Origin of the sequence: Stutzerimonas frequens (genome assembly GCF_024448335.1) — a bacterium.
Lineage (GTDB): Bacteria > Pseudomonadota > Gammaproteobacteria > Pseudomonadales > Pseudomonadaceae > Stutzerimonas > Stutzerimonas frequens.
Window position 1 is genome coordinate 19,561 of record NZ_JAMOHM010000011.1, and the last position, 23,810, is coordinate 43,370.

23 protein-coding genes and 1 pseudogene are annotated in these 23,810 nt (G+C 64.7%); 19 read left to right on the forward strand and 5 right to left on the reverse strand.

The features are described from left to right. Positions 1–6 precede the first annotated feature (6 nt). Positions 7–2,322, reverse strand: coding sequence for a 5-methyltetrahydropteroyltriglutamate--homocysteine S-methyltransferase (metE, locus tag NAO55_RS15205; RefSeq protein WP_102840022.1), 2,316 nt, complete (start codon positions 2,320–2,322; stop codon positions 7–9). Positions 2,323–2,483: 161 nt separating this feature from the next. Between metE and NAO55_RS15210 the strand changes: the two genes are divergently transcribed. Both NAO55_RS15210 and metR read left to right on the forward strand, forming a co-directional pair. Further along, the gene (locus NAO55_RS15210; protein WP_095460492.1) at positions 2,484–3,074 is read left to right on the forward strand and encodes an exopolysaccharide biosynthesis protein; all 591 of its coding nucleotides are present in this window, start codon (positions 2,484–2,486) and stop codon (positions 3,072–3,074) included. Between the two features lie 152 nt (positions 3,075–3,226). Further along, the gene (metR, locus tag NAO55_RS15215) at positions 3,227–4,153 is read left to right on the forward strand and encodes a transcriptional regulator MetR (protein ID WP_102840021.1); all 927 of its coding nucleotides are present in this window, start codon (positions 3,227–3,229) and stop codon (positions 4,151–4,153) included. A gap of 10 nt (positions 4,154–4,163) precedes the next feature. Here the strand turns inward: metR and NAO55_RS15220 are convergent, their stop codons facing one another. The 3 genes from NAO55_RS15220 to NAO55_RS15230 all read right to left on the reverse strand — a co-directional run bounded on the left by NAO55_RS15220 (position 4,164) and on the right by NAO55_RS15230 (position 6,386). Beyond that, a complete protein-coding gene (locus tag NAO55_RS15220; protein WP_102840020.1) occupies positions 4,164–5,135 on the reverse strand; it encodes an SDR family oxidoreductase in 972 nt (323 codons plus the stop codon). Positions 5,136–5,219: 84 nt separating this feature from the next. Beyond that, complete coding sequence (locus tag NAO55_RS15225) at positions 5,220–5,675, reverse strand: VOC family protein (RefSeq protein ID WP_102840019.1); 456 nt, start codon at positions 5,673–5,675, stop codon at positions 5,220–5,222. Between the two features lie 75 nt (positions 5,676–5,750). Beyond that, positions 5,751–6,386, reverse strand: coding sequence for a LysE family translocator (locus NAO55_RS15230; protein WP_102840018.1), 636 nt, complete (start codon positions 6,384–6,386; stop codon positions 5,751–5,753). Positions 6,387–6,615: 229 nt separating this feature from the next. On the opposite strand from NAO55_RS15230, the gene NAO55_RS15235 reads away from it, so the two are divergent. The 17 genes and pseudogenes from NAO55_RS15235 to NAO55_RS15315 all read left to right on the forward strand — a co-directional run bounded on the left by NAO55_RS15235 (position 6,616) and on the right by NAO55_RS15315 (position 22,698). Then, complete coding sequence (locus NAO55_RS15235) at positions 6,616–7,266, forward strand: helix-turn-helix transcriptional regulator (protein ID WP_102840017.1); 651 nt, start codon at positions 6,616–6,618, stop codon at positions 7,264–7,266. Next, positions 7,263–7,646 (forward strand): curli production assembly/transport protein CsgE, encoded by a 384-nt coding sequence (gene csgE / locus NAO55_RS15240; protein ID WP_102840016.1) that lies wholly within the window; start codon positions 7,263–7,265, stop codon positions 7,644–7,646. The genes NAO55_RS15235 and csgE overlap by 4 nt, the downstream gene beginning before the upstream one ends. Further along, complete coding sequence (locus tag NAO55_RS15245) at positions 7,643–8,059, forward strand: curli assembly protein CsgF (protein ID WP_102840015.1); 417 nt, start codon at positions 7,643–7,645, stop codon at positions 8,057–8,059. The genes csgE and NAO55_RS15245 overlap by 4 nt, the downstream gene beginning before the upstream one ends. Before the next feature lie 21 nt (positions 8,060–8,080). Continuing rightward, positions 8,081–8,911, forward strand: a complete 831-nt coding sequence (locus NAO55_RS15250; RefSeq protein ID WP_102840014.1) for a CsgG/HfaB family protein — start codon at positions 8,081–8,083, stop codon at positions 8,909–8,911. 262 nt (positions 8,912–9,173) lie between these two features. Further along, the gene (locus tag NAO55_RS15255) at positions 9,174–9,671 is read left to right on the forward strand and encodes a curli production assembly protein CsgB (RefSeq protein WP_102840013.1); all 498 of its coding nucleotides are present in this window, start codon (positions 9,174–9,176) and stop codon (positions 9,669–9,671) included. A 46-nt stretch (positions 9,672–9,717) separates the two neighbouring features. Next, on the forward strand, positions 9,718–11,004 hold the full coding sequence (locus NAO55_RS15260) for a hypothetical protein (protein WP_102840012.1): 1,287 nt from the start codon (positions 9,718–9,720) through the stop codon (positions 11,002–11,004). Positions 11,005–11,363: 359 nt separating this feature from the next. Continuing rightward, the gene (locus NAO55_RS15265; protein WP_102840011.1) at positions 11,364–12,146 is read left to right on the forward strand and encodes an outer membrane protein OmpK; all 783 of its coding nucleotides are present in this window, start codon (positions 11,364–11,366) and stop codon (positions 12,144–12,146) included. 241 nt (positions 12,147–12,387) lie between these two features. Next, positions 12,388–13,059: a TetR/AcrR family transcriptional regulator gene (locus NAO55_RS15270; protein WP_019405935.1), complete on the forward strand. Its 672-nt coding sequence runs from the start codon at positions 12,388–12,390 to the stop codon at positions 13,057–13,059. Between the two features lie 4 nt (positions 13,060–13,063). Next, on the forward strand, positions 13,064–14,023 hold the full coding sequence (locus NAO55_RS15275; RefSeq protein ID WP_102840010.1) for a LysR family transcriptional regulator: 960 nt from the start codon (positions 13,064–13,066) through the stop codon (positions 14,021–14,023). A 57-nt stretch (positions 14,024–14,080) separates the two neighbouring features. Then, on the forward strand, positions 14,081–14,599 hold the full coding sequence (gene rloA3, locus NAO55_RS15280) for a retropepsin-like aspartic peptidase RloA3 (protein WP_102840009.1): 519 nt from the start codon (positions 14,081–14,083) through the stop codon (positions 14,597–14,599). 206 nt (positions 14,600–14,805) lie between these two features. After that, a pseudogene (locus NAO55_RS15285) lies at positions 14,806–15,257 on the forward strand (DUF305 domain-containing protein). A gap of 315 nt (positions 15,258–15,572) precedes the next feature. Further along, a complete protein-coding gene (locus NAO55_RS15290; RefSeq protein ID WP_308410939.1) occupies positions 15,573–16,733 on the forward strand; it encodes an MFS transporter in 1,161 nt (386 codons plus the stop codon). A 64-nt stretch (positions 16,734–16,797) separates the two neighbouring features. Beyond that, a complete protein-coding gene (locus NAO55_RS15295) occupies positions 16,798–18,786 on the forward strand; it encodes a TonB-dependent receptor domain-containing protein (RefSeq protein ID WP_102840008.1) in 1,989 nt (662 codons plus the stop codon). A gap of 54 nt (positions 18,787–18,840) precedes the next feature. Continuing rightward, the gene (locus tag NAO55_RS15300) at positions 18,841–19,875 is read left to right on the forward strand and encodes a FecCD family ABC transporter permease (protein WP_102840007.1); all 1,035 of its coding nucleotides are present in this window, start codon (positions 18,841–18,843) and stop codon (positions 19,873–19,875) included. Between the two features lie 2 nt (positions 19,876–19,877). After that, positions 19,878–20,924, forward strand: coding sequence for a FecCD family ABC transporter permease (locus NAO55_RS15305; protein ID WP_102840006.1), 1,047 nt, complete (start codon positions 19,878–19,880; stop codon positions 20,922–20,924). After that, entirely contained in the window at positions 20,924–21,757 is an 834-nt protein-coding gene (locus NAO55_RS15310) for an ABC transporter ATP-binding protein (RefSeq protein ID WP_102840005.1), read from the forward strand. Before NAO55_RS15305 ends, NAO55_RS15310 begins: the two co-directional genes overlap by 1 nt. Then, the gene (locus tag NAO55_RS15315) at positions 21,754–22,698 is read left to right on the forward strand and encodes an ABC transporter substrate-binding protein (protein ID WP_102840004.1); all 945 of its coding nucleotides are present in this window, start codon (positions 21,754–21,756) and stop codon (positions 22,696–22,698) included. The genes NAO55_RS15310 and NAO55_RS15315 overlap by 4 nt, the downstream gene beginning before the upstream one ends. A 12-nt stretch (positions 22,699–22,710) precedes the next feature. Here the strand turns inward: NAO55_RS15315 and NAO55_RS15320 are convergent, their stop codons facing one another. Continuing rightward, complete coding sequence (locus NAO55_RS15320) at positions 22,711–23,646, reverse strand: class I SAM-dependent methyltransferase (protein WP_102840003.1); 936 nt, start codon at positions 23,644–23,646, stop codon at positions 22,711–22,713. Between the last annotated feature and the right edge of the window lie 164 nt (positions 23,647–23,810).

The window sequence follows — 23,810 nt, forward strand, 5'->3', positions numbered from 1 at the left end:
CATCGCTCAGGCGACCTTGGCGCTTCGCGCCGCGCGCAGCTGCCGGGCCGCTGCCACCATGTTCACCAGCGCCGCCTCGGTCTCCGGCCAGCCACGGGTCTTCAGCCCGCAGTCCGGGTTCACCCAGAGCCGTTCGGCCGGAATGCACTCGGCGGCCTTCTCCAGGAGCTGCACCATCTCGGCAGTATCCGGCACGCGCGGCGAGTGGATGTCGTAGACGCCCGGGCCGATGTCGTTCGGATAGTCGAAGGCGCGGAAAGCTTCGAGCAGCTCCATCTGCGAACGCGAGGTCTCGATGGTGATGACGTCGGCATCCATCGCCGCGATGGACTCGATCACGTCGTTGAATTCGCTGTAGCACATATGCGTGTGGATCTGCGTCTCGTCGCGCACCCCGCTGGCGCACAGGCGGAACGCCTCCACCGCCCAGTCCAGGTAGTGCCGCCACTGCTCGCGGCGCAGCGGCAGGCCTTCGCGGAACGCCGCCTCATCGATCTGGATGATGCGGATGCCGGCAGCCTCCAGGTCGCAGACCTCGTCGCGAATGGCCAGCGCCAACTGTCGCGCCTGCACCTCGCGCGGCACGTCCTCGCGGGCGAACGACCACATCAGCATGGTCACCGGACCGGTGAGCATGCCTTTCATGATCCTGTCCGTCTGCTGCTGGGCATACCGGATCCAGTCCACGGTCATCGGTCGCGGACGGCTCAGATCGCCATAGATGATCGCCGGTTTGACGCAGCGAGAGCCGTAGCTCTGCACCCAGCCAAAGCGGGTAAAGACGTAGCCTTCGAGCTGTTCGGCGAAGTACTCCACCATGTCGTTGCGCTCCGCCTCGCCATGCACCAGCACATCCAGGCCGATCTGCTCCTGCACCGCCACCGCATGGCGGATCTCGGCCTGCATCGCCTCGGTGTAGTCACCGAGCGACAACCTGCCCTGCTTGTATGCCTGCCGCGCCAGGCGGATCGCCGGCGTCTGCGGGAACGAACCGATGGTGGTGGTAGGAAATGCCGGCAGCTGCAGCCGCGCGCGCTGTAGCTCGATGCGCGTGGCGAACACCGACGTGCGCCGACTGTCCTTGGCCTCGATGGCGGCCAGGCGTGCCTGCACCGCCGGCTTGTGGATGCGCGGCGACTGCGCGCGGGCCGCCTGGACTGCGCGGCTGCGGGCGAGCGCAGCCTGCACCTCGGCGTCCTGCGGATCGTCGATGGCCCGGGCGAGCGTGGCGACTTCCGAGCACTTCTGCACCGCAAAGGCGAGCCAGCTCTTCACTTCCTCGTCCAGCCTGTCCTCGCGCTCGAGGTCGACGGGGCTGTGCAGCAGCGAACAGGACGGCGCCAGCCACAGGCGCTCGCCCAGGCGTTCGGCCGCATGCCGTGCCACTTCCAGCGCCTTGTCCAGATCACAGCGCCAGACGTTGCGCCCGTTGACCAGCCCCAGCGACAGCACCTTGTAGGCCGGCAGGCGATCGAGAATCACCGGATACTGCTCCGGCGCGCGCACCAGGTCGATGTGCAGGCCGTCCACCGGCAGGGTTGCAGCCAGACCGAGATTGTCTTCCAAGCCGCCGAAGTAGGTGGCGACCAGCTTCTTCAGCGGCGCCCGCTGCAACAGGTTGTAGGCGCGCTCGAACGCATTCTTCCAGTCCTGCGGCAGGTCCAGCGCCAGAATCGGCTCGTCGATCTGCACCCACTCGACTCCCTGCGCCGCCAGCCGGTCCAGCACCTCGCCGTAAACCGGCAGCAGCCGGTCCAGCAACTCCAGCTTGTCGAAGGCCTGGGTCTGATCCGCCTCGCCCTTGAGCTTGCCGAGCCAGAGATAGCTCAGCGGGCCGATCAGCACCGGCTTGATGGTGTGCCCCAGCGCCTTGGCCTCTTCGACCTCTTCGAAGAGCTGCGTCCAGGACAGCTGGAACTGCTGGTCGACGCTGAACTCCGGGACCAGATAGTGGTAGTTGGTATCGAACCACTTGGTCATTTCCTGAGCCTGGGCACCACCGCAGCAACTCCTGGCCACGCCGCGCGCCATGGCGAACAAGGTGTCCAGCGTCGCCTGGCCCTCGGCCGGACGGAATCGCTGCGGGATGACGCCGAACATCAGGGAATGACTCAGCACCTGGTCGTACCAGGCGAAGTCGCCCACCGGCAGCAACTCGATGCCGGCGTCGAGCTGGGCCTGCCAATGGCGCGCCCGCAGCTGGCGACCGACCTGACGCAGGCCCTGCTCGTCCAGCTCGCCTTTCCAGTACGCCTCGAGGGCCTTCTTCAATTCGCGATCCGCACCGATGCGTGGAAAGCCAAGGTTATGCGCTACAGCCATTACTCACTCCGAAATGTCGTTCTGCATGAATGCGAGGATTGTCCGCGGGCCAATCCAATGAAACAAACTCACGTAACTACATTTCAAAGCAAGAAATATTCATGTTGGAGCATTTGGCGCACCCGGGGCTCTAAACCAGAACCCAACCTGAAGGCGCCCTCATGAATTCCGAAACACCACCGCAGAACCTCGAACGTCTGCTCGAGCGTCTCGAGCAGGCCGGGGAGCCGGGTGAGCCGGTAAGCATCGAGTGCATGCTGCAGGCGACCGATGAGCGCAGCTTCGGTGCCCTGCTGCTGGTACCAGGCCTGCTGGTGTTCTCGCCCCTGTCGGGAATTCCCGGTTTGCCCAGCGTATTCGCGGTGATGGTTTCGCTGATCGCAATTCAGCTGCTGATCGGCCGGAAGCACTTCTGGCTACCCAAATGGCTGCTCAAGCGCAGCGCCTCGCGCAGCAAGTACGACAAGGCCATAGCCTTCCTGCATCGCATTGCCGGCTTCGTCGACCGCCTGCTCAAGCGGCGGCTGACCTTTCTCACCAACGGCCTGGCGAATCGGCTGAATGCCGTGCTGTGCCTGGCAATAGCGGCCACCATGCCGCCGCTGGAGCTAATCCCGTTCGGCAACTCCACTGCCGGCGCCGCCTTGAGCGTGCTGGGGCTGGGTATGATGGCGCGCGACGGCGCGATGATCGTTGCCGCGCTGCTGTTCTTCTTTGGTCTGGCCTACATGGTTTCGCGGCTCTGGTTCTGAATGGCCCGGCCGATTGCGTAGCGGCCACTCGACAGCATCCAGATGCTGGGACACACTTGCGGGAATGAGCGTTGCTCATCTTCTTATTCATTCAGGGACATCAGGCCTGTTGCTCGAGGCCGTGCTTACCCCGCTTCGCAAGGTAGTTCGGCATGCTGGAAATTCGCCACCTGAAGACGCTTCATGCACTGCGGGAAACCGACAGTCTTGTCGAAGCCGCCGAGCGGCTGCACCTGACCCAGTCGGCGCTCTCCCACCAGTTCAAGGAACTGGAAGAACGCCTCGGCCTGCAGCTGTTCGTGCGCAAGACCCGCCCGGTGCGCTTCACCAGCGCCGGGCTGCGCCTGCTGCAACTGGCCGACCTGATGCTGCCGCAACTGCGCAGTGCCGAGCGCGACCTCGCCCGCCTCGCCGGCGGCACGGCTGGCCGCCTGCACATGGCCATCGAATGTCACAGCTGCTTCCAGTGGCTGATGCCGACCATCGACCAGTTCCGTGACGCCTGGCCCGAAGTGGAGCTAGACCTGGCGTCCGGATTCTCCTTCGCGCCGCTGCCAGCCCTGGCTCGCGGCGATCTCGACCTGGTGGTGACCTCCGACCCGCTGGAGCTGCCGGGCATCACCTATGTGCCGCTGTTCACCTACGAGGCGCTGCTGGCCGTGGCCAACCAGCACCCGCTGGCCGCGCGGCCCTACGTGCGCCCCGAGGATCTGGCCAGCGAGACGCTGATCACCTACCCGGTCGAACGGGATCGCCTGGACATCTTCACCCGCTTCCTCGAGCCGGCCGATATCGAACCCGCGCAGGTGCGGACCTCGGAACTCACCGTGATGATGATGCAGCTGGTCGCATCGGGGCGCGGCGTGTGCTGTCTGCCGAACTGGGCACTTCACGAGTACAGCTCGCGTGGCTACGTGACCGCCAAGCGGCTCGGCGACAAGGGCCTGTTCGCCACGCTTTACGCCGGCATCCGCGCTGACATGCTCGATTCGCCATTCATGCGCGACTTCCTGCTGACGGCCAAGGACACCTCCTTCGCCACCCTCGAAGGTGTCAGCGCGGCGCCGAAAGCCCGCTGAACCGCCCTCCTCAACGTCGCCGCCCCAGGCACAGGCAGAGCCCGAGGACGCCGGCGGCGACGCCTCCGATCAGCAGCCAGCGCTTGCCGTCTTCCTCCGAACGCCAACCGCCGTCGATACGCCGCTGACCGAGGGCGGGATGGAACAGGTTGCCCGATGAGGTCGGCACCCGCCTCGCCCGCCCGAGCGCAAACCCCGTCAGCAGCCCGTTGATCCGATCGAAACCCGGCGTTAGGAAATGCGCCAACCGCAACAGCGTCGCGGTAGCCCCCACCGACGTGGTATGTCGCGGATGCCGCGCCAGGCTGACCATGGCGTTGGCCACATGGCGCGGATCGAGCAGCGGTGGCGGCGGCTGCAGCGAACGCCCGGCATAGTTGCCGCCGTCGCGGAAACCCGGCGTATCGACGACGCCTGGATAGACGTCGCAGATGTGAATGTTCGGCCACGCCGCGAGCTCGCCACGCAGCGCATGGGACAGGCCGCGCAAGCCGAACTTGCTGGCCGAATAAGCAGCCGCGAATGGCTGCGGCACCCAGCTACCCACCGACAATGTATTGATCAAGACGCCACGCTGTTGCTGCTTGAAGTACGGCAGCACCGCATGCGCGCCGCGCAGATAGCCGAGCAGGTCGGTTTGTACCACCTGCTCGTGGGCCTGCAGCGGCGTTTCGTCGAACGCGCCCACGGCGCCGATGCCGGCATTGTTGATCCAGACGTCGATCCGGCCCTGGCCGAATGCTGCGGCGGCGCTCGCCAGCGCCTCGACCTCGTCGCTGTGGGTCACGTCGGTGGGCACGGTCAGCACGTCGGAGCCCAACGCCCGGCACTCATCCGCCGTTTCCGTCAGGGCCTGCTCGTCGCGTGCGGCGAGCACCAGCCTAGCGCCCTGGCGGGCGAATGCCTGGGCCGCGGCGCGGCCGATACCGCTAGAGGCACCGGTCAATACCACCAGGGCGCCGTCGAGATTTCCGTGGGTCATGCTCGTGCTCCGCAATCTGCTGTCGTCCCCTTGCTGACAGCAACGACGAGCCGAACATTCCCGCCAATGGTCGGTACAGTCTGTTCAGGCCTGGGCGACGGTACCGGCGGCTTCATCCGCCCAGGGATCGTAGGTGCCGAAGCTCCACAGATGCCCTTCCGGGTCGTGGCAGGTAAAGCCACGGCCGCCGTAATCCTCATCCTTGAGCTCGATGGCGATCTGCGCCCCGGCAGCCTTGGCCTGCGCATAGAGCGCGTCGGCGCTGTTGACGATCACATAGATGCCCTGGGTAGACGCTCCGCCGATCTCATCGGGTTGGCGCAGCTGCCGTCCGTATTCGGAATCAACCACCGGAGCGACCATCACCATGCCATTGCCAAAGGCAAGCTGCGCGTGGGTGATGCCGATCAGCTCGTCCTTGTACAGGCGTCGGCATTCGAAACCGAAGGCGCGACACAGCCAATCGATGGCGGCGGCCACGTCGCGATAGCGCAGACAGGGGATCAGGGTGGCCGATGTGTTCTTGCTCTGTGGTGACATAAGCAGCTCCCGTCATGGGCTGCCGTTTGGCAACCCTCACCTTGTTGAGAGCGACACAGAGCCGATCAATTCCCGTCAGAGTCGCTCGGCCAGGCCCAAGCGGATGCCCAGGGCAATCAGGATCGAACCCAGCGTGCGGTCGATCCACTGGCTCATGACTGGGTTGTTGCGCAGCGCCGTGGTGGCGCGCGCAGCCAGAAACACCAGCGCGACCTCGACGATGATCGCCACCACGACCACCAGCACGCCGAGCACGAGCAACTGCAGCGGCACGGAACCGTGGTCCGGACGAACGAACTGTGGCAGGAACGCCATGAAGAAGATCGCCGCCTTCGGATTCAGCAGATCGACCAGTACGCCCTGCCGATACGCCTTCCAGGCAGATGCGCGCGGAGCGGCATTGAACGCCAGCGCGGTTCCGCCGCCTGCCGAACGCAGCGCCTGAAAACCGAGATAGAGCAGATAGGCGGCACCGACGTACTTCACCACGGTGAAAGCGAGCGCCGAGGTGGCGAGGATCGCCGAGATACCCAGCGCCGCGAATGCCACATGCACCAGCGCCCCGCTGCACACGCCGCATGCCGACACGACGCCGATGCGACGACCGCCACTCAGGGTTCGCGACAGCACATAGAGCAGGTCTGGCCCTGGCGACAGATTCAACGCCAGCGCCGCAGAAAAGAACACCAGCCAGAAGACGGGATCACCCATCGCAAACCTCCGTTCGATGTGCGCCGGGATGTCGAGCTGCGCACCGGATGACTGTAAGAGCTGTGTGCCTTTCCCGCCAGCGCATTGATCAGGATGCAGCTCGTCGGCAAACCGACACATTTTTTAATGTCTGACTTTTTTTTGTCGCAAAGCTGAACTACTTTGAGAAGCGCGCCACAAAGAAGGCGCTATCAGGGATCTCCTTCAACATTCAGCAAAGGACATGCGAATGAAAGACGATGCCGTGCCGGCCATTCAGGCCGCTCGCTCCTGCGTACTGCTTCTTTCCACCAGCGATCTGCTCGATGGTGCGCTGCGCCAGCACCTTCAGGATTGCCCCGGCTGCACCCTCCGCCATGTACGTGCGCCCGTGAACGATTCGTCCGATATCTCGCTGATGCTGCTCGATGTGGCCAGCTTCAACCGCGACGAATGCCTACGGCTGCTGCGCCAGTTCGACGACGTGCCGGTCGCGCTGATCAATGCCCAGCCCGATCAGGCTCGCCAGCTGATCGAAACCCACCCCTGGATTCGCGGCGTTTTCTATCGGGCGACGCCACGGAGCATCCTCGTGCGCGGCATCGAAACGATGCTGGCCGGCGGTGACTGGCTGCCCAGAGAGCTGATGGAAAAGCTGCTGTATCGCTACCGGCAACTCAGCAGTACCAGCCAGGCCATCGACGAACTGACCCTGCGCGAAAAGCAGATTCTCGCGCTGGCCGGCCAGGGGCTTTCCAACGCCGCAATCGGTGAAAGGCTGCACCTGAGCATCCACACCATCAAGAGCCACGTGCACAACGCCTTGCGCAAGCTTGGCGCCAGCAACCGCGCGCAGGGCGCCTCGCTGGTACTGGCACATGTCGGCGAGGCGGCGTCGTGAAACGCGCCGGCGCCTGGCTCCTTCTGCTGCTGGCGATGGCGGCTCGCGCCGACGAGGCCGAGCTGCAGGGATTCATCACCGACAACACGATTTCCCGATCCGGTCACGAGTTCTACGTGCGGTTCTGCGAGCGGCTGAACGACATCAGCCAGCTCGATTTCAACCTCGCGGTGAAGGAGCGCCCCTCGGCACGCTGGGGGGTTCTGGTATGGGTCGAGCACGAGAACCAGCCGCTGTATCGCCGGTTCCTGCAACCCAATGTCGCCGACATGAAGGAGACCGCCTACGAGGCAGCCGACTTCGTGGTGCAGGAGATCAATCGGCGAAAGATCGAAGCGCTGTTCGAAGACAACATAGACATGGCCAAGGACGAGTTATGAAACAGCACACCTACACATCGCTCGGCACGCTGTTCGGCAGCCTGCTGCTCTGCGCCGCCGCCAACGCCACGGAGCTGGTTTACACACCGATCAACCCATCCTTCGGCGGAAGCCCGCTCAACGGCGCCTGGCTGCTCGGCAATGCCCAGGCCCAGAACAGCAAGAAGGACCCTGATGCCCTCGACCGCTCCTCCCTGCTGGAGAACCAGTCCGCCCTGGATCGCTTCACCAGTCAACTGGAGTCGCGCCTGCTGGGCGATCTGCTCAGTGGCGTAAGCGACGGCAAGACCGGCACCGTCACTACCGACGACTTCATCGTGCGCGTCTACAACGGTGATGCCGGCATGCTGATCGTCGAGATTACCGACCGACTCACCGGAGAAATGTCCGAAATCATCGTCGGACAGAACTGACCCCAAGGAGAAACAAAGGCCATGAGAAGCCTATTCGTAGCCATAGGGATGATGGCTGTACTGCAGGGTTGCGCCGTACGCGAGCCCATGTCTGCCGATCAGCAACCCCCAACCCTTACCCCTCGTACTTCCACCTACCAGGATCTGCTAGCGCTACCGCGACCGAAAGGTCCACTGGTCGCAGCGGTGTACGGCTTCCGCGACCAGACTGGCCAGTACAAGCCAACGCCGGCCAGCTCGTTCTCCACCGCGGTGACCCAGGGTGCCGCCAGCATGCTGGTCGACGCCATGCAGGCCAGCGGCTGGTTCGTGGTGCTCGAACGCGAGGGCCTGCAGAACGTACTGACCGAGCGCAAGATCATCCGGGCCTCCCAGGCCAAGCCGGACGTGGCGCCGAACATCCAGTCCGAACTGCCCTCGCTGCTGGCCGCCAACATCATCATGGAGGGCGCGATCGTCGCCTATGAAACCAACGTGCGCAGCGGCGGCCAGGGCGCCCGCTACCTGGGTATCGGCCTGTCGCAGGAGTACCGCGTCGATCAGGTCACGGTGAACCTGCGTGCCATCGACGTACGCAGTGGCCGCGTGCTGTCGAACGTGATGACCACCAAGACGATCTTCTCCGTGGGCCGCAGCGCCAACGTCTACAAGTTCATCGAGTTCAAGGAGCTGCTGGAAGCCGAGGCGGGTTACACCACCAACGAGCCGGCGCAGCTGTGCGTGCTGTCCGCCATCGAGGCGGCTGTTGCTCACCTGATTGCCCAGGGTGTCGATCGACGCCTCTGGCAGACCGCCGAAGGCAGCGGCAGCGAGCATCCGGAACTGAGCAAATACCTGAGCAAACTGGACTGAGGCAGACCTACGGCGCAACGCCAACGGAACCTCCATCCACCATCAAGACGAGGACGATCCCCCCGCGACACGCCACACGGCGTTCGTCCGGGTGGTTCGTCCTTGCGCGCTTGCGAGCAAGGCAGACTGCAACCTGCAACTGAACGTCGTTCGCCACCCGTTATGCACCGAATCGCTGCATTTTCAATCATTGGATGGATGGGCAACGCCTCGATTCAGGGCAAATATGTTTCCCATCGGAGCCCAACCAGGACTGGATGCCATGACACGCTCGCAACGGATTGCGCATGACCTGCTGCTGCCTGCCCTTCTGCTGTTGCTGACCGCAAACAGCTTCGCCGACGCCCCTAATCCCGTCGACCTCGCCCCCAGCGAGCTCTATCGCGTGAACACCGATCTTGGCCCCAGCCCGGCTGCTATCAGCGCATCAGGTGCGCTGGCGGTTGTCCAGCAGACCGGCCAGGGCATGACCGGCCACATCGGGCAAACGGGCGCCGAACTGGAGGCCTACATCATCCAGAGCGGCTACGCCAACAGCGCCAGCATCGAGCAGATCGGGCTCGACAACGCCGCCCTGATCAGCCAGGACGGCTTCGGCAACGAGGCGCGCATCGACCAGTACGGCTCGGACAACCGGGCCAGCATCGCACAGCAAGGCACGAGCAATCGCGCCCTCATCGAGCAGACCGGCAGCGGGCACAGCAGCAACGTGAGCCAGAGCGGCCGGAATCTGACGGTAGTGGTTCGCCAGTACCGCTAATCCCAAGGAAATACCGCTGTACTTAAAACATCCATGGAGAGACAAAATGTTTAAGTTCAAACCCCTTGTTGCAGCCATTCTGACGGTCGCCACTGCCCAGGCCTTCGCCGCCGAAAACACTTCGGAGCAGAACCAGCTCGGCATCAACAACAATGCGGAAGTGCTGCAAAGCGGCGGAGCGGGCAATCTGGCCACGCAGAACCAGAGCGGCTTTGCCAACGATGCGCTGGCCGAGCAGAGCAGCGCGTACGACAGCACCATCAAGCAGACCCAGGCTGGCAACTACAACAATGCCGAAGCGCAGCAGAACGGCACGCTGATGAGCGGTGCGACACAGGATCAGCGCGGCTGGGGCAACGATGCCCTGGTCGAGCAGACCGACACCTACAAGACTGGCGCCACGCAGAATCAGAACGGCATCGGCAACTCCGCCGAAACCTTCCAGTCCGGCACCTACATGGTCAACGCCACCAGCAATCAGGACGGCAAGCATAACTACGCCCTGATCACCCAGACCGCCAGCATTGGTAGCCAGGCCGTGGTGGACCAGAACGGCGACCTGAACAACGCCAGCGTCACCCAGTTCCTCAGTAACCACGACCGCGCGAGCATCGATCAGAACGGCGTCGATAATGACGCTCATGTCACTCAGCTCGCCAGCAGCGGCTCCATCGCCGAGGTCGAGCAGTTCGGCTGGCGCAACGACGCGATGGTTTCGCAGACTGGCCTGCAGCACGAGGCCTATGTCATGTCCAATGGCAGCTACAACAAGGTCGACGTGGATCAGAGCGGTAACGCGCAGAACGCCTTCGTCACGCAGCATGGCGTCGGCAACGACTCCAGCATCGTGCAGACCAATGGCTGGCTGGGCGGCAACAACACCGCCACCACCGAGCAGAGCGGCATCGGCAACGAAGCCGACATCTACCAGGACGGCCGCAACCAGACCGCCAAGACCATCCAGGAAGGTGGCTACAACGTCGCCTCCGTGGAGCAGCAGGGCCGCGGCAACGACCTGCACTTCCACCAGGACGGCACCGGCAATGAGCTCAACGCCGTGCAAAATGGCCGCGACAACGAGATCGTCGGCGTCAGCTACGGCTGGGGCAACAGCGCCGATATCGAGCAGAACGGTCGCGACAACCTGGCTACCGTACGCCAGGAAGGCACGTTCAACGACGTGATGCTGAGCCAGAGCGGCGCCGATCACCTGATCAAGGTGACCCAGCACGGCTTCGGCAACGATGCCATCGCCAGCCAGGCCGGCTACGGCAACGCCGCCTACATCAATCAGAACGGCTGGAACAACACCGCGGTCGTTACCCAGCACTGAGCCCGTCCCCGCTCCACGACTGCCGGCCCTGTGCCGGCAGTCGTGCATCTACTCCCCCGCAACATCGCCGCTCGGCGCACCGTTTCGGTGGCATGGCTGGCCAGCGGCCAGCCACTTCGCCCCAAACTGAAGCAAGCTGACGCATCGGTCAGATCACAATCACCCATGCTGAGCTCGGCAGCCCGCTTCCGGCGGCTCGAAAAGCCCCTAAACCCTAAAATTAACCAGTTTAAAATCAGCAACTTAACCTAACACTGCAAGCATCTTTCCGGGTTGGCGCGACGCTTGCTAAAGGACCAAAGCCTGACCGCTTGGACAACTTACAAGCTCACTCAAATGCCAATACGGAGACACACTCAATGAAGCGCAGCCTGACTACCGCAGCCCTCGCGGCCGGGTTCATCCTCAGCAGCCAAGCCATGGCGGGCCCCATGCTCTGGCAGAACAACAGCCTCACCTACCTGTACGGCAAGGACTTCAAAGTAGATGCCGGCGAGATTCAGCAGACCATCACCTTCGAACATGCCAGCGGCTGGACCTGGGGGGACATGTTCCTGTTCGTCGACAACAAGTGGTACAACGGCATCTCCGGCAGCGACGGCCATACCTACTACGGCGAGTTCAGCCCACGCCTCTCGCTGGGCAAGATCAGCGGCGCCGACCTGTCCTTCGGGCCGGTCAAGGACGTGCTGATCTCGGCGACCTACGAGCGCGGCGAAGGCCGCAACCGCAACTACCTGCTCGGCCCGGCGGTGGATCTGGCGATCCCCGGCTTCGATCGCTTCGCCCTGAACACCTACTACCGCAAGCCCGACGGCATCACCGGCAAGCCGAGCGGCCAGTGGCAGATCACCCCGACCTGGGCCATGACCTTCCCGGTCGGCAAGTCGGACATCCTCTTCGATGGCTACATCGACTGGGTCGTCAACGACAAGAAGAACGGCAACACCGAGCTGAAGAAGAACTTCCACTTCAACCCGCAGGTCAAGTACGACCTCGGCAAGGCGCTGGACTACACGCCCGGCAAGCTCTACGTCGGTATCGAATACGACTACTGGTCGAACAAGTACGGCATCGAGGACACCGACGCCTTCAACACCGACAACAACGTCACCAACTTCATCGTCAAGGCGCATTTCTGATGCGCCCGCCGCCCGGACAACGGGCGGCACCTTGCCGTGTCAGTCTGCTTCGCTTCAACAAGCGCAACGGCTGCTCGCGCAACGAAACTCGTGCAGAATCTGCCCAGTCAGCTAACCACCGCCCTGCCTCGGTGGGCCTGAACCGCAGGGTGGGCTTCAGCCCACCGAACCGGTAACGGCCGCCTGCCGGGCTAACGCTCACACCGAAGGCCGACTGCCCGCGCGCTCACGGATAGGGAACATGGACAAGAACAACGCACCGCCGCCGCTCTACACCGCCCAAGGCAAGCCTGCCGGCCGCATTCGCCAGAAGAACGAGGAAACCATCCTCGCCGCGGCCGCCGAGGAATTCGCCCGCTACGGTTTCAAGGGCACCAGCATGAACGCCATCGCCAGCCGCGCCGGGCTGCCCAAGGCCAACGTGCACTATTACTTCAACAGCAAGCTGGGGCTGTACGTGGAGGTCATGCGGCACATCCTCGAACTCTGGGATACCGCCTTCGACGACCTCACCGTGGACGACGACCCGGCCACCGCCCTGGCCGAGTACATCCGCATCAAGATGGAATTCTCGCGGCGCCATCCGCAAGCCTCGAAGATCTTCGCCATGGAAGTCATCAGCGGCTGCGAATGCCTGTCCGAGCACTTCAACCAGGACTATCGCAACTGGTTCCGCGGCCGCGCCGCGGTATTCGACGCCTGGATCGCCGCCGGCAAGATGGACCCGGTCGACCCCATGCACCTGATCTTCCTGATCTGGGCCGGAACGCAGCACTACGCCGACTTCTCCGACCAGATCCGCCGCATCAACGGCAAGCGGATGACCCGCGCGGACTTCGCCCTTGCCAGCGACAATCTGATCGCCATCATCCTCAAGGGCTGCGGACTCAAGCCACCGGCAGCGGAGCGCTGAAGGCTTGGCCCGCAAGCTGCGCATCCACTCGCCGGCCATTCACTATTTCGACATGGTGCGCCGCTGCCAGTCGATCCGCGAGGCGTCGCGCCGGCTCAACGTCGCGTCGTCGGCCGTGAACCGGCAGATTCTCAAGCTCGAAGACGAGATCGGCGCGCCCCTTTTCGAACGCTTGCCGGGCGGGCTTCGGCTGACCGCCGCCGGCGAGATCTTCGCTCGCCATGTCATCGTCGTGCTGCAGGACGCCGAACGTGTGCGCTCCGAACTGGACGCGCTGCAGGGTCTGCGCACCGGTCATGTGGAAATCGCCACGGTATCCGGCGTCACCACCGACCTGCTTCCCGGCGTGCTGGAGCAGCTGCGTGAGCGCTATCCGCGTGTCACGGTCGGCGTGACCAGCCTCGGCTCGCAGGCCATTCCCGAAGCGGTGACCAGCGGCCAGGCGGATATCGGCCTGGCCTTCGCCCTGCCGCGTACCGCCGACCTGCAGCAGCTGGGCGTCGGACATTTCCGCCTGGGCGCCATCGTCGCGCCGGGGCATCCACTGGCCGATCGCCAGGACGTCAGCTTCGCCACCTGCGCCGAGTTTCCGCTGATCCTGGCCAAGAGCGACCTTTCCATCCATCACCTGCTGGCACCGCTGCTGACGCGCACCCGCCCGCGGCACAAGGCGCCGCTGGAAACCAGTTCGGTGGAGCTGGCCCTGCAAATGGCCAAGCGCGGCGCCGGGGTCGCCTTCCAGACGCGCATCGGCATCGAGGCCGAGCTGGCCAACGGCACGCTGGTGCATGTTCCGCTGAATGACGGCGGCTCGGTGTTCAGCGACCTCGGCGTCTACGTGCGCAGTTCGCGCTACCTACCAGTCGCGGTGGATGCCTTCGTCCGCGCCCTGAGCGAGGAAATCGCCGTCCGCGAAGCCGGGCAGGACAGCCCATCGTCCAGCACGACGCCGCAGCGGCGCTGAACGTTCCGCCGCGGATATCGCTCTATTGAGCGAACCCAATGCTCAGGAGCGTTATTGATGGCTTCACGTTTGCTCACCGTACCGACTGCCCTGCTTCTCTCGCTTGCGTCCTATTCCTGTCTTGCCGCCGGCGGCACCCCGCTCGGCTGGGTAGAGCGTGGCAAGGTGCTTCCCGAGGAAGTCACGGTGAAGTTCAAGCTCGACACCGGCGCGCTGACTTCGTCGATGCATGCCGAAGACATCGAGTATTTCCAGCGGGACGGTGAAGAATGGGTCCGCTTCGATCTGGACCTCGAGGACATCGAACGGGACAAGCTGGTCAAATCGCGCATCGAGCGCAAGCTGCATCGCGAACTGACCGTCCGCGGCGCCGGCGGCAAAGAGGATCGTCCGGTGGTGCTGATGAAGGTGTGCATCGGCGATCGCCTCCTCGAGGAGCAGTTCTCGCTCAGGGATCGCGATGAAATGAACTACCCCGTGCTGCTCGGCCGCCGCACCCTGGAGAAGCTCGGCCCGGTCGACTCGGCGCGCACGTTCACCATAGAGCCCAGCTGCGAAGAGCTGGCCACTCGCTGACCCGCGGCGCCTCGCAGGTCCGTAACGGCGAGTAGGTCCGGCTGCGCATTGCGCTGCGGTCAGCGCGGCGAGGCCATCGCAATCGGCCAGTGCGTGCCGCTGGCGTGGCCGAGAAACGTGAACGGCACCGACCGAGGGCCGTCGGGATGACCGAATGGGCTGGCAATTTGCCACCCCACCAGTCATAGCGAGAGGAGAGCACACCTATGCAGCCCTACGTCAAATTCGGCGCAATGATTGCCACCTCGACGCTGGTCATGTTCGGCCTGATGTACTGAACGTGTTCCAGACCGACCACATCCTGTTCAGCGAAACCCGCGCTTACATGGCACTGATCATGGGCGCGGCCATGGCGATCGTCATGCTGGCATTCATGCTGAAGATGTATCCGCGGCGTGGGGGGAACATCGCCATTTTCGCCGGCAGCGCGCTGGTGTTCGTAGTGTCCTTGTGGCTGGTGCGCAGCCAGGCGACGGTGGATCAGGTGTCGTGGATGAAGGCGATGATTCCGCACCATTCCATCGCCGTCCTCACCAGCGAGCGGGCGGATATCCAGGACCCGAGGGTGCGCGAGCTGGCGGAGAGCATCATCGAGGCGCAACGCCGTGAAATCGACGAGACGAAGGCGCTGATCAAGGACCTCGAGGCATGCGACTGAACCAGGGCAGGTCGTACAGCACGGATCGTTGGCGCCGCCTGCTCAGGCGGGGCAGCCGACCTCCGATATAAGTTCATCTCGGGAGCTTTCGCGCGGTCTTATGGTATCGAAGCCCCCGCGCGCCATCTCCGCTATTCCAGCCCATAGCGCGCCGCCATCCAATGCAATCTCTCGCACCGCAATCAAACAATAACGATTTGCATTTGAATTCGCGTTTATAGCTGCATAAGATGCACCGCCTCACCCAGCGGCATTATGTACATGGATGCAGATCGACAAACAAAAACGGCTGTTCAGCTGGCCACACTGATTAGCATGCTATCGATCGGCAGCCTGATGATGATCATGCCGCTCGGCCCGGATCTCGTCCGCGAACTGGACATGCCCGCCGACCGCATTGGGTATCTGGCTGGCGCCGCGACCTTGGCAGCGGCCCTCGGCTCGGCGCTCAGTGCTGCCTGGCTGGGCCGCTTCGAGCGCAAGCCGGTGCTGCTCACTCTGCTCGTCCTCCGCTTCGCCCTGCTCGGTACCTGCGCAGGTGCCTCCGATGCGCACCAGTTGACCTGGCTCTTCGTGCTCAGCGCATTCGTCGCCGGCCCCCTGGGCGCGGTGCTGATGGCGAGCCTGCTCGATCTGATCCCACCAGCCGAACGGGGCCGGCAGCTCGCCCGCCTAGCGATGGGTTTCTCCCTCGCCGCCATCGTCGTCACGCCTCTGGTGCTGGAACTCGCGCGCTGGCTGGGCTGGCGCGCGCCGATGCTGGGCATTGCCGCGGTTGGCCTGGCGCTCGCGTTTGGCTGCCACATCCTCTTCCCCAATCCGCAACCACACCCACACCCGCCAGGAGTGCTGCGCCCGCTGTTGCGCTCACCGCTGTGCCTGGGGGCACTGGCGCTTGTCGCATTGCAGATGTTCAGCCACTTCCTGCTGGTGCCGCACTTTTCCGCGTTCTTCCAGTTCAATCTCGGCTTCGCCCGCGAACACATCGGCGTGCTCTACCTGTGCGGTGGGCTGGCCAGCCTGGCCGCCGTGCGTCTGGGCGGCAGCTGGATCGATCGCGGCCACGCCCGCCGGCTGGTCCTGAGCAGCAGCGGCCTGCTGGCACTGATCACGCTGCTCGGCTTCGCCCTGCTGGTTCCACTGCCGCTGTTGCTGGTGTTCAGCCTGTTCATGGCACTCAGCACATTGCGCACCAGCAGCACCACGACGGTCGCCGCGAGCATTCCGGCGCCCCATCAACGCGCCGCGTTCATGGCGCTGCACGGGTCCGTCAGCAACGTTGCCGCCGGCCTCGGCAGCCTGGCCTCCGCCGCCTACCTGGGTACGACTGCCGATGGCGCGCTGATGGGTTTCGAACACCTCGCGGGGCTCCACGTGGTCATCGCGCTGACCGCAGGCGCAGCGCTGCTGTTACTGCTCGCTGCCCTGCGACGCCATGGACATCTGCCAACACCCACAACCACAAGCAGGGCCTGAACCTGCAGCCGTACGCCCGATGAGCCTTACATCCCGCATCGATCAAATCGCAATGGAGCCTGCAATGCCTTCTGTAAGAACTATCAGTCGTCCCCGTCACTTGCCGCTCACGCTGCTCGGCGCACTCGTTCCGATGCTCGCCATCGCCAGCGAGCCGGTCACGCTGCAGAACGAAGTCATCACCGCCACCCAGACCGCCCACAGCGAACTCAGCGCGCCGGCAAGCGTGTCGGTGGTCACCCGCGACGACCTTGACAAGCTGCCGGTGTACAACCTCGCCGATGCAGTGAAATACCTGCCGGGGGTGTACATCAGCCCGTCGTCGACCTACGGCCGCAAGGAAATCAGACTGCGCGGGATGGATTCGGACTACACCCTGCTGTTGGTCGACGGCCGCCGCATCAACTCGCGTGAAGCCCTGGTCTCCAACTATGCCAACGACTTCGATCTGTCCTCGATCCCGATGGCCGCCATCGAGCGCATCGAGGTGATCCGCGGGCCGATGTCCTCGCTCTACGGCGCCGATGCCATTGGTGGCGTGGTCAACGTGATCCTGCGTAAACCGACCGCCGACACCAGGGCCGGCATCGCCTACGGCTACGAGCACCCGACCGAGGGTGATTCCGGTGACAGCCACAAGACCAACGGCTACATCAGCGGCGCGCTGATCGAGGACAAGCTGCTCGGCAACCTGATCGTCGAGGGCACCGACCAGGCTGCCTGGGGTTCAGACCAGACTACGTCGCCCCTGATCGATGCCGCCGAAAAACGCCAGAACGCCAGCGCCTACGGCAGCCTGAGCTGGCTGCTAGACGAGCGCCAGAGCATCGACCTCGACCTGAGCTATCGTGAGGACGACCGCAAGGGCACCTGGAGCAACTCGGGCTTCGCCTTTCCGACCAACGTTCAGGAAATGGAACGCAGCGCCTTCGGCCTGACCCACAACGGCAGCTGGGACGGCTTCAACTCGCGGGTCCGCTACTACTACGAAGACGTCGACCTGATGGACGACTCCGAGGTCATGACCGACCTGCGCGGCGGCCGCTTCAGCAACGTCAACCAGACCAACCATACGGTCGACGGCCAGGTGACCGCGTTCCTCGGCAACCACCTGCTGACCCTGGGCAGCGAACTGCGCCGCACCGAACTCAGCCACAGCAACAACCTCGGTTCGGAGATCGAGATCGATCAGCAGGCGCTCTACCTGCAGGACGAGTTCTCCCTGGGACAGCTGGATATCACCCTCGGCGCCCGCTGGGATGATCACGAAAGCTACGGCAGCGAATTCAGCCCGCGCGCCTACGGCGTGTACAACATGAGCGACAGCTGGGTGATCAAGGGCGGCGTGGGCAAGTCGTTCAAGGCGCCGAGCATTGCCCAATCCGATCCCACCTACGTGGAAATCGCCTGCCGTGGCTACTGCGTGACGGTCGGCAACGAGAATCTCAAGCCGGAAACCGCCACCAGCTACGAGCTCGGCACCTTCTACCAGAACGACCGCCTGCAGGCCGGCATCATGTTCTTCCAGACCGACATCGAAGACATGATCAGCACCGAAACGACGCGGCTGATTCGGGTGAACGGCCAGATCGTCGCCGCCGACCCGGTGCTGACCACCTACAACCAGCCCCATGTGCGGATCAAGGGTTACGAGCTACTGGGCAACTACCTGCTGAGCGACCGCATCGGCCTGCGCGCGAACTACACCTACTCCGACGCCAAGGATCGCGACACCGACGAGCCGATCCGCAACTCGCCGCAGCATATCGCCAACCTGGGTGCCGACTGGCAGGCGCTGCCAAAGCTCGGCCTAAACCTGGATTACCAGTACACCGGCAGCCAGTACCTGTACGACGTGGCGCGCTCCGGGGCGTTCGAGACGGGTGCCTTCCACACCCTGAGCCTCGGTGCCCGCTACCAGGCCACCAAGCAGCTGACACTCAACGGCGGGCTCAACAACCTGACCAACGAGAAGCGCGACGAGGTGGCTCAGGCCGTCGACAACATCCTCATGGGTCGCACGCTGTTCGTCGGTTTCGCCTACGACATCTGACGCCCCGCCCGGCGGCGCGAGCCGCCGGGTTCACCTGGAGACGCGAAGTGAACCATGCCGACTGATCCAACGATGCCAGCGTTGCAGAAGGCCACGCTGATTGCCGGCGGCGGGCTTCTGCTCGTGCTGCTGACTCTGTCCCTGGCCACCGGTGCCGGCGTGTATGGTGCCGACGCCGTGTTCGGCTATCTGCTCGGCCAGCCCGACTATCTGGCCGACGACAAGCTGGCCATGGTCGTCGATACCCTGCGGCTGCCGCGCACCCTCGCCGCGCTGCTGGTGGGCGCCAGCCTCGCAATCGCCGCCTCGCTGCTGCAGAGCGCGACACGCAACCCGCTGGCCGAACCCGGCCTGCTCGGTGTCAATGCCGGCGCGGTGCTCGGGCTGGTGATCGGCCTGATCTATTTCGGCGTCGAGTCGACCCGGGGCTACCTGCTCTGGTCCGGCGCCGGCGCCCTGCTGGGCAATCTGCTGGTGCTGGGCGTCGGCCTGGTGCTGGGTCAGGCCAGCCCGCTGAAGCTGATTCTTGCTGGAGTGGCGCTCGGCGCGATCTTCGGCGGTCTGGCGAATTTCCTGCTGCTCTCCACGCGGGTGGCGCTGGAGCAGTTCCGCTTCTGGAACCTCGGCTCGCTATCGGCCTCCAGCCTCGATGCGGTCGGCACGGTCAGCCCGCTGGCCGTGCTCGGACTGGTGCTGGCGACGCTGCTCTGCCGTCAGCTTACCCTGATGCAGATGGGCGATAGCCAGGCCCGCGCGCTGGGCATCCATACCGGTTGGGTGCGCCTCGGCGTGCTGGCGGCATCCACTCTGCTCACCGCCTGCGCCATCTCGCTGGCCGGGCCGATCGGCTTTCTCGGTTTTCTCGCCGCCTATTGCGCGCGCCGCATCGAGCCGGTGGCACTGCTGCGGCAACTGCTGTTTTCCACGCTGTTCGGCATGCTCTTCCTGCTCGCCGCCGACGTGCTCTCGCGCTGGCTGCTACAGCCGTACGAACTGCCCGTCGGCACCCTGCTGGCCGCGCTCGGCGCGCCGGCGCTGATCGCCATCGTGTTGCGCGGCGGCTTTCGTTCCCTGTTAACGGTGAGGTAGCCATGACCTCCATCCCCACACCTTCCGGCGTCTGGACGCTGCGCCTCGGTGGCATCAGCCTGCTGCTGCATCGGCGCAGTTGGTTGATGTTCATCCTGCTCGTGCTGGTGCTGCTGGGTTTGACCGTACTGGCGACCAGCCTTGGCAGCGGCCATCTCGGCGTGCGCGACGTCATCGCCACCCTCACCGGAAACGGCAGCAGGCTGCAGGAAATCATGGTGTTCAAGATTCGCCTGCCGAGGGTCGCCGCCGCGATCATCGCCGGGCTGGCCATGGGCATGGCCGGATGCCTGATCCAGACCCTGGTACGCAACCGCCTGGCGACACCGGACATGATCGGTGTGAACGAGGGCGCCTCGCTGGCTGTGGTCGTCTTCGCCCTCTACCTGACCCTCGGCAACTGGCCATGGTGGGCGTCGCCACTCGGAGCCGCGCTGGCGGCCGCCGCATTGTTCGCCCTGTGCCGACGCCCCGGCGAGCAGGGCTACCTGTTCATCGTCATCGGCATTGCGCTGTCGGAACTGCTCGGCGCCCTCGGCGACTTCGCCATGTCGACGCAACCCCTCGCTCACTTGGGCAGCATCTACCTGTGGACCATGGGCCACTTCGCCGGTGTCAGCTATCACACGGTCAAGCCCGTCGCATTGCTGCTGTTGCTGCTCTGCCCGCTGATGGCGTTGGTCAATCGGCCGCTGGCGCTGCTGCGCTTCGGCGACGCCACGGCGCAGAACCTCGGGGTGAAGGTGCCGCTGGTCCAGCTCGGCGTGCTCGCCCTGGCAATCGTGGTGGCCGCGCTGGGTACGGCGATCGGCGGACCGGTGGTGTTCATCGCCATGGCCGCACCGATCCTCGCCTCCTGGCTGGCCCGCGACAACCTCGCCCCGCTGTGGCTGTCGGCACTGTGCGGCGCGGTATTGCTGCTCGGCAGCGACACCCTGGTGCGGGTGCTCGCCCAGCCCGAGGAAATCCCCACCGGCATCATGACGCGGCTGCTCGGCGGCATCCTTCTGCTCGGCCTGCTGCTCAAGGACAGACGAGGAGCTGACTGATGACTGCCCTGCGCGCCGAAAACCTGCACTTCGCCTATCAGGACAAGGTCGTGCTCGACGACGTCTCCTTCAGCCTGCCCAGAGGCAAGCTGATCGGTATCGTCGGCCCCAATGGCAGCGGCAAATCCACGCTGCTCAAACTGCTCGCCCGCCAGCTGCCGCTGCAACGCGGCACCGTGGAGATCCATGGCAAGCCGCTGCTGGGCTACTCGCTCAAGGCGCTGGCGCGGGAGCTGGCCTTTCTGCCGCAACGGCCGGTGCTGGCCGAAGGCATCCGCGTGGAACAGCTGGTGCAGTACGGCCGCCATCCGCACCAGGGCTGGTTCAACCAGTGGAGCGCGGAAGACGCCCGCCAGGTTGCACGCGCCCGCGCGGTGATGCAGCTCGATGCGATCTGGCAACGCAGCGCCGCCTCGCTCTCGGGTGGCCAGGCGCAACGGGCCTGGCTCGGCATGATCCTGGCGCAGAACACCGACCTGATCCTGCTCGACGAACCCACCAGCGCGCTGGACATCGGCCACCAGGCCGAGGTGATGGAAGCCGTGCACCAGATCGCCGCAGCCGGGCGCACGGTGCTGATCGTGATCCATGACCTCGGCGTGGCCGCCCGTTATTGCGATGAGTTGATCGCCCTGGCCGACGGCCGGGTGCAGGCCATCGGCCCGGCGCGGCAGGTGATGACCAAGGCTCTGGTCGACCGCCTTTACGACACCGACGTCGACATCCTCCCGGCCCCCGGCGACGGCGCGCCGGTAATCGTGCCGCGCCGCCGTACCCGTGCGCTCCAGCAACTCACTCTCCGAGAACACCCCGAAACGGAAGGTATGCAATGACCCTCAAGACCCCACGTCACCTGGCCGCCGCCCTGCTGGCCAGCCTGCTCGCCCTGCCCGCCCTGGCCGATACACGCCAGGGGAGCGATGCCATGGGCAATACCGTCACCGTGCCGGAAGCGCCGAAGCGGGTGATCACCCTCAGCGAGATCGATCTGGATACCGCGCTCGCCCTTGGCGTCACCCCGGTCGGCACCATCAACGGCCGCGGCCAGGCCGCACCGCCGCGCTACCTCGAGGGCAAGCTGCCGGCCGACGTCCCGGTGGTCGGTGATCTGGACAATCCGAATCTGGAAACCCTGCTCGAACTGGAGCCCGATCTGATCCTCACCGGCCCGGTAAAGCCGGAGCAGCTGACGATCCTCAACGAGATCGCACCGACCGTGATCACCTACAGTTGGGGTCGCCCCTGGCAGGAAACCATGCAGCGCACCGCACGGATCCTGAACAAGAACGCCGAAGCCAACGCCGTGCTGGACCGCTACCGCGCTCGCGTCGAACAGGCGCGAGAGCGGCTGAGCACGCATCAGGGCGAAACCCTCAGCATCGTGCGCTGGAATCCCAAGGGCCCCTCGTACATGTTCAAGGACGCCTTCGCCAGCACAGTCATCGAAGACGTCGGCCTCAACCGCCCCGCCCATCAGCAGGACCCCGGCCACACCCACTCGATGGCACTGAGCCTGGAGTCACTGGAACGGCTGGATGCCGACTGGCTGGTGATCGGCACCCTGGCTACCAGCGGCGAGGCGGTCGAGGCCATGCGTCAGGCCGAACAGACCCCGGCGTTCCGCCAGCTCTCGGCGCTGCAGAGCAAACGCTTCGGCGCTGTCGACGGCTCGCTGTGGACGTCCGTCGGCGGTCCGCTGGCGGCGCTGCAGGTGATCGAGGACGTCGAGCGCTTGCTCGGCAAGGCCGATGCAGAGCCGGTCACAAGGGACTGACTCGACCCAGCGTCAGGCCGAAAACAGCAGCGCCTTGAGCCCGCTCTCGGGACTGATATCCGGAAACTCCGGCGGGTTTTCCAGGCGTTCGGAAAAACGCAGCTGCGGCGCCTCGGCGGCCATGCCCTGGATCAGGAAGTCGGTGCCGGTATCCGGATCGTTGACGCAGGCCAGCACCTGGCCGCCCGGGTTGAGCAGCTCCGGTAGGCGACGCAGGATCTTCTGGTAGTCGCGGGTCAGCGCAAAGCTGCCCCTCTGGAAGGACGGCGGGTCGATGATGATCAGGTCGTAGGGCCCGAGCTTGCGTACCTTGCCCCAGGACTTGAACAGCTCGTGGCCGAGAAAGCTGACCCGGCCAAGATTATGGCAGTTCAGGCGATGGTTCTCGCGCCCGCGGGTCAGCGCGGCGCTGGCCATGTCCAGGTTGACCACATGCTCGGCGCCGCCGGCGATCGCCGCGACCGAGAAGCCGCAGGTGTAGGCGAACAGGTTGAGCACCCGCTTGCCCTGCGCATTTTCCTGCACCCAACGGCGGCCATAACGCATGTCGAGAAACAGGCCGTTGTTCTGCTTGCGCCCGAGATCGAGCTTGTAGCGCAGACCGTTCTCGCTGATCAGCCACTCGGCGGGCACATCGCCCAGCAACGCCTCGGTTGGTGCATCCGGCAGATAGCGATGCTGCAGCAGCAAGCGCTGTGCCTGGCTCTGCTTCCAGACCGGGGATTCGGCCAGCGCCAGCAGCATCCGCTTCAGTGCTTCCAGCTCCGCCGCGCCGGGGTCCCGGAACAGCGCCACCAGCAGCACGCCCTGCAACCAGTCGACGGTCACTTGTTCCAGCCCCGGATAGCAGCGGCCGCGTCCGTGAAACAGCCGACGCGTCTCATCGGGTGCGGCGGCCAGGGCGGCGAGCAGGTGTCGTTCGAGGACAGTGAGGGGAGCGTTGGTCATGGCGCGGGCATCATCTTGGCAGCGGGCCGCGCATTCTAAACGGCGTTGCCGCTTTGGCGCCTGTTCCCGTGGCGCTCGCGTCACCGGCAGCACGGCTCGTCAGGCGGCGGAAACTATGTGCGACAGCCAACTGCCCAACCTAGCGCCAGCGAACGCTGGCATCG

What these genes read in the sequence shown, in the direction of transcription:
- metE (WP_102840022.1), bottom strand. Translation starts at nt 2,322, where the DNA reads ATGGCTGTAGCGCATAACCTTGGCTTTCCACGCATCGGTGCGGATCGC.
- NAO55_RS15210 (WP_095460492.1), top strand. Translation starts at nt 2,484, where the DNA reads ATGAATTCCGAAACACCACCGCAGAACCTCGAACGTCTGCTCGAGCGT.
- metR (WP_102840021.1), top strand. Translation starts at nt 3,227, where the DNA reads ATGCTGGAAATTCGCCACCTGAAGACGCTTCATGCACTGCGGGAAACC.
- NAO55_RS15220 (WP_102840020.1), bottom strand. Translation starts at nt 5,135, where the DNA reads ATGACCCACGGAAATCTCGACGGCGCCCTGGTGGTATTGACCGGTGCC.
- NAO55_RS15225 (WP_102840019.1), bottom strand. Translation starts at nt 5,675, where the DNA reads ATGTCACCACAGAGCAAGAACACATCGGCCACCCTGATCCCCTGTCTG.
- NAO55_RS15230 (WP_102840018.1), bottom strand. Translation starts at nt 6,386, where the DNA reads ATGGGTGATCCCGTCTTCTGGCTGGTGTTCTTTTCTGCGGCGCTGGCG.
- NAO55_RS15235 (WP_102840017.1), top strand. Translation starts at nt 6,616, where the DNA reads ATGAAAGACGATGCCGTGCCGGCCATTCAGGCCGCTCGCTCCTGCGTA.
- NAO55_RS15245 (WP_102840015.1), top strand. Translation starts at nt 7,643, where the DNA reads ATGAAACAGCACACCTACACATCGCTCGGCACGCTGTTCGGCAGCCTG.
- NAO55_RS15250 (WP_102840014.1), top strand. Translation starts at nt 8,081, where the DNA reads ATGAGAAGCCTATTCGTAGCCATAGGGATGATGGCTGTACTGCAGGGT.
- NAO55_RS15255 (WP_102840013.1), top strand. Translation starts at nt 9,174, where the DNA reads ATGACACGCTCGCAACGGATTGCGCATGACCTGCTGCTGCCTGCCCTT.
- NAO55_RS15260 (WP_102840012.1), top strand. Translation starts at nt 9,718, where the DNA reads ATGTTTAAGTTCAAACCCCTTGTTGCAGCCATTCTGACGGTCGCCACT.
- NAO55_RS15265 (WP_102840011.1), top strand. Translation starts at nt 11,364, where the DNA reads ATGAAGCGCAGCCTGACTACCGCAGCCCTCGCGGCCGGGTTCATCCTC.
- NAO55_RS15270 (WP_019405935.1), top strand. Translation starts at nt 12,388, where the DNA reads ATGGACAAGAACAACGCACCGCCGCCGCTCTACACCGCCCAAGGCAAG.
- rloA3 (WP_102840009.1), top strand. Translation starts at nt 14,081, where the DNA reads ATGGCTTCACGTTTGCTCACCGTACCGACTGCCCTGCTTCTCTCGCTT.
- NAO55_RS15290 (WP_308410939.1), top strand. Translation starts at nt 15,573, where the DNA reads ATGCTATCGATCGGCAGCCTGATGATGATCATGCCGCTCGGCCCGGAT.
- NAO55_RS15295 (WP_102840008.1), top strand. Translation starts at nt 16,798, where the DNA reads ATGCCTTCTGTAAGAACTATCAGTCGTCCCCGTCACTTGCCGCTCACG.
- NAO55_RS15300 (WP_102840007.1), top strand. Translation starts at nt 18,841, where the DNA reads ATGCCGACTGATCCAACGATGCCAGCGTTGCAGAAGGCCACGCTGATT.
- NAO55_RS15305 (WP_102840006.1), top strand. Translation starts at nt 19,878, where the DNA reads ATGACCTCCATCCCCACACCTTCCGGCGTCTGGACGCTGCGCCTCGGT.
- NAO55_RS15310 (WP_102840005.1), top strand. Translation starts at nt 20,924, where the DNA reads ATGACTGCCCTGCGCGCCGAAAACCTGCACTTCGCCTATCAGGACAAG.
- NAO55_RS15315 (WP_102840004.1), top strand. Translation starts at nt 21,754, where the DNA reads ATGACCCTCAAGACCCCACGTCACCTGGCCGCCGCCCTGCTGGCCAGC.
- NAO55_RS15320 (WP_102840003.1), bottom strand. Translation starts at nt 23,646, where the DNA reads ATGACCAACGCTCCCCTCACTGTCCTCGAACGACACCTGCTCGCCGCC.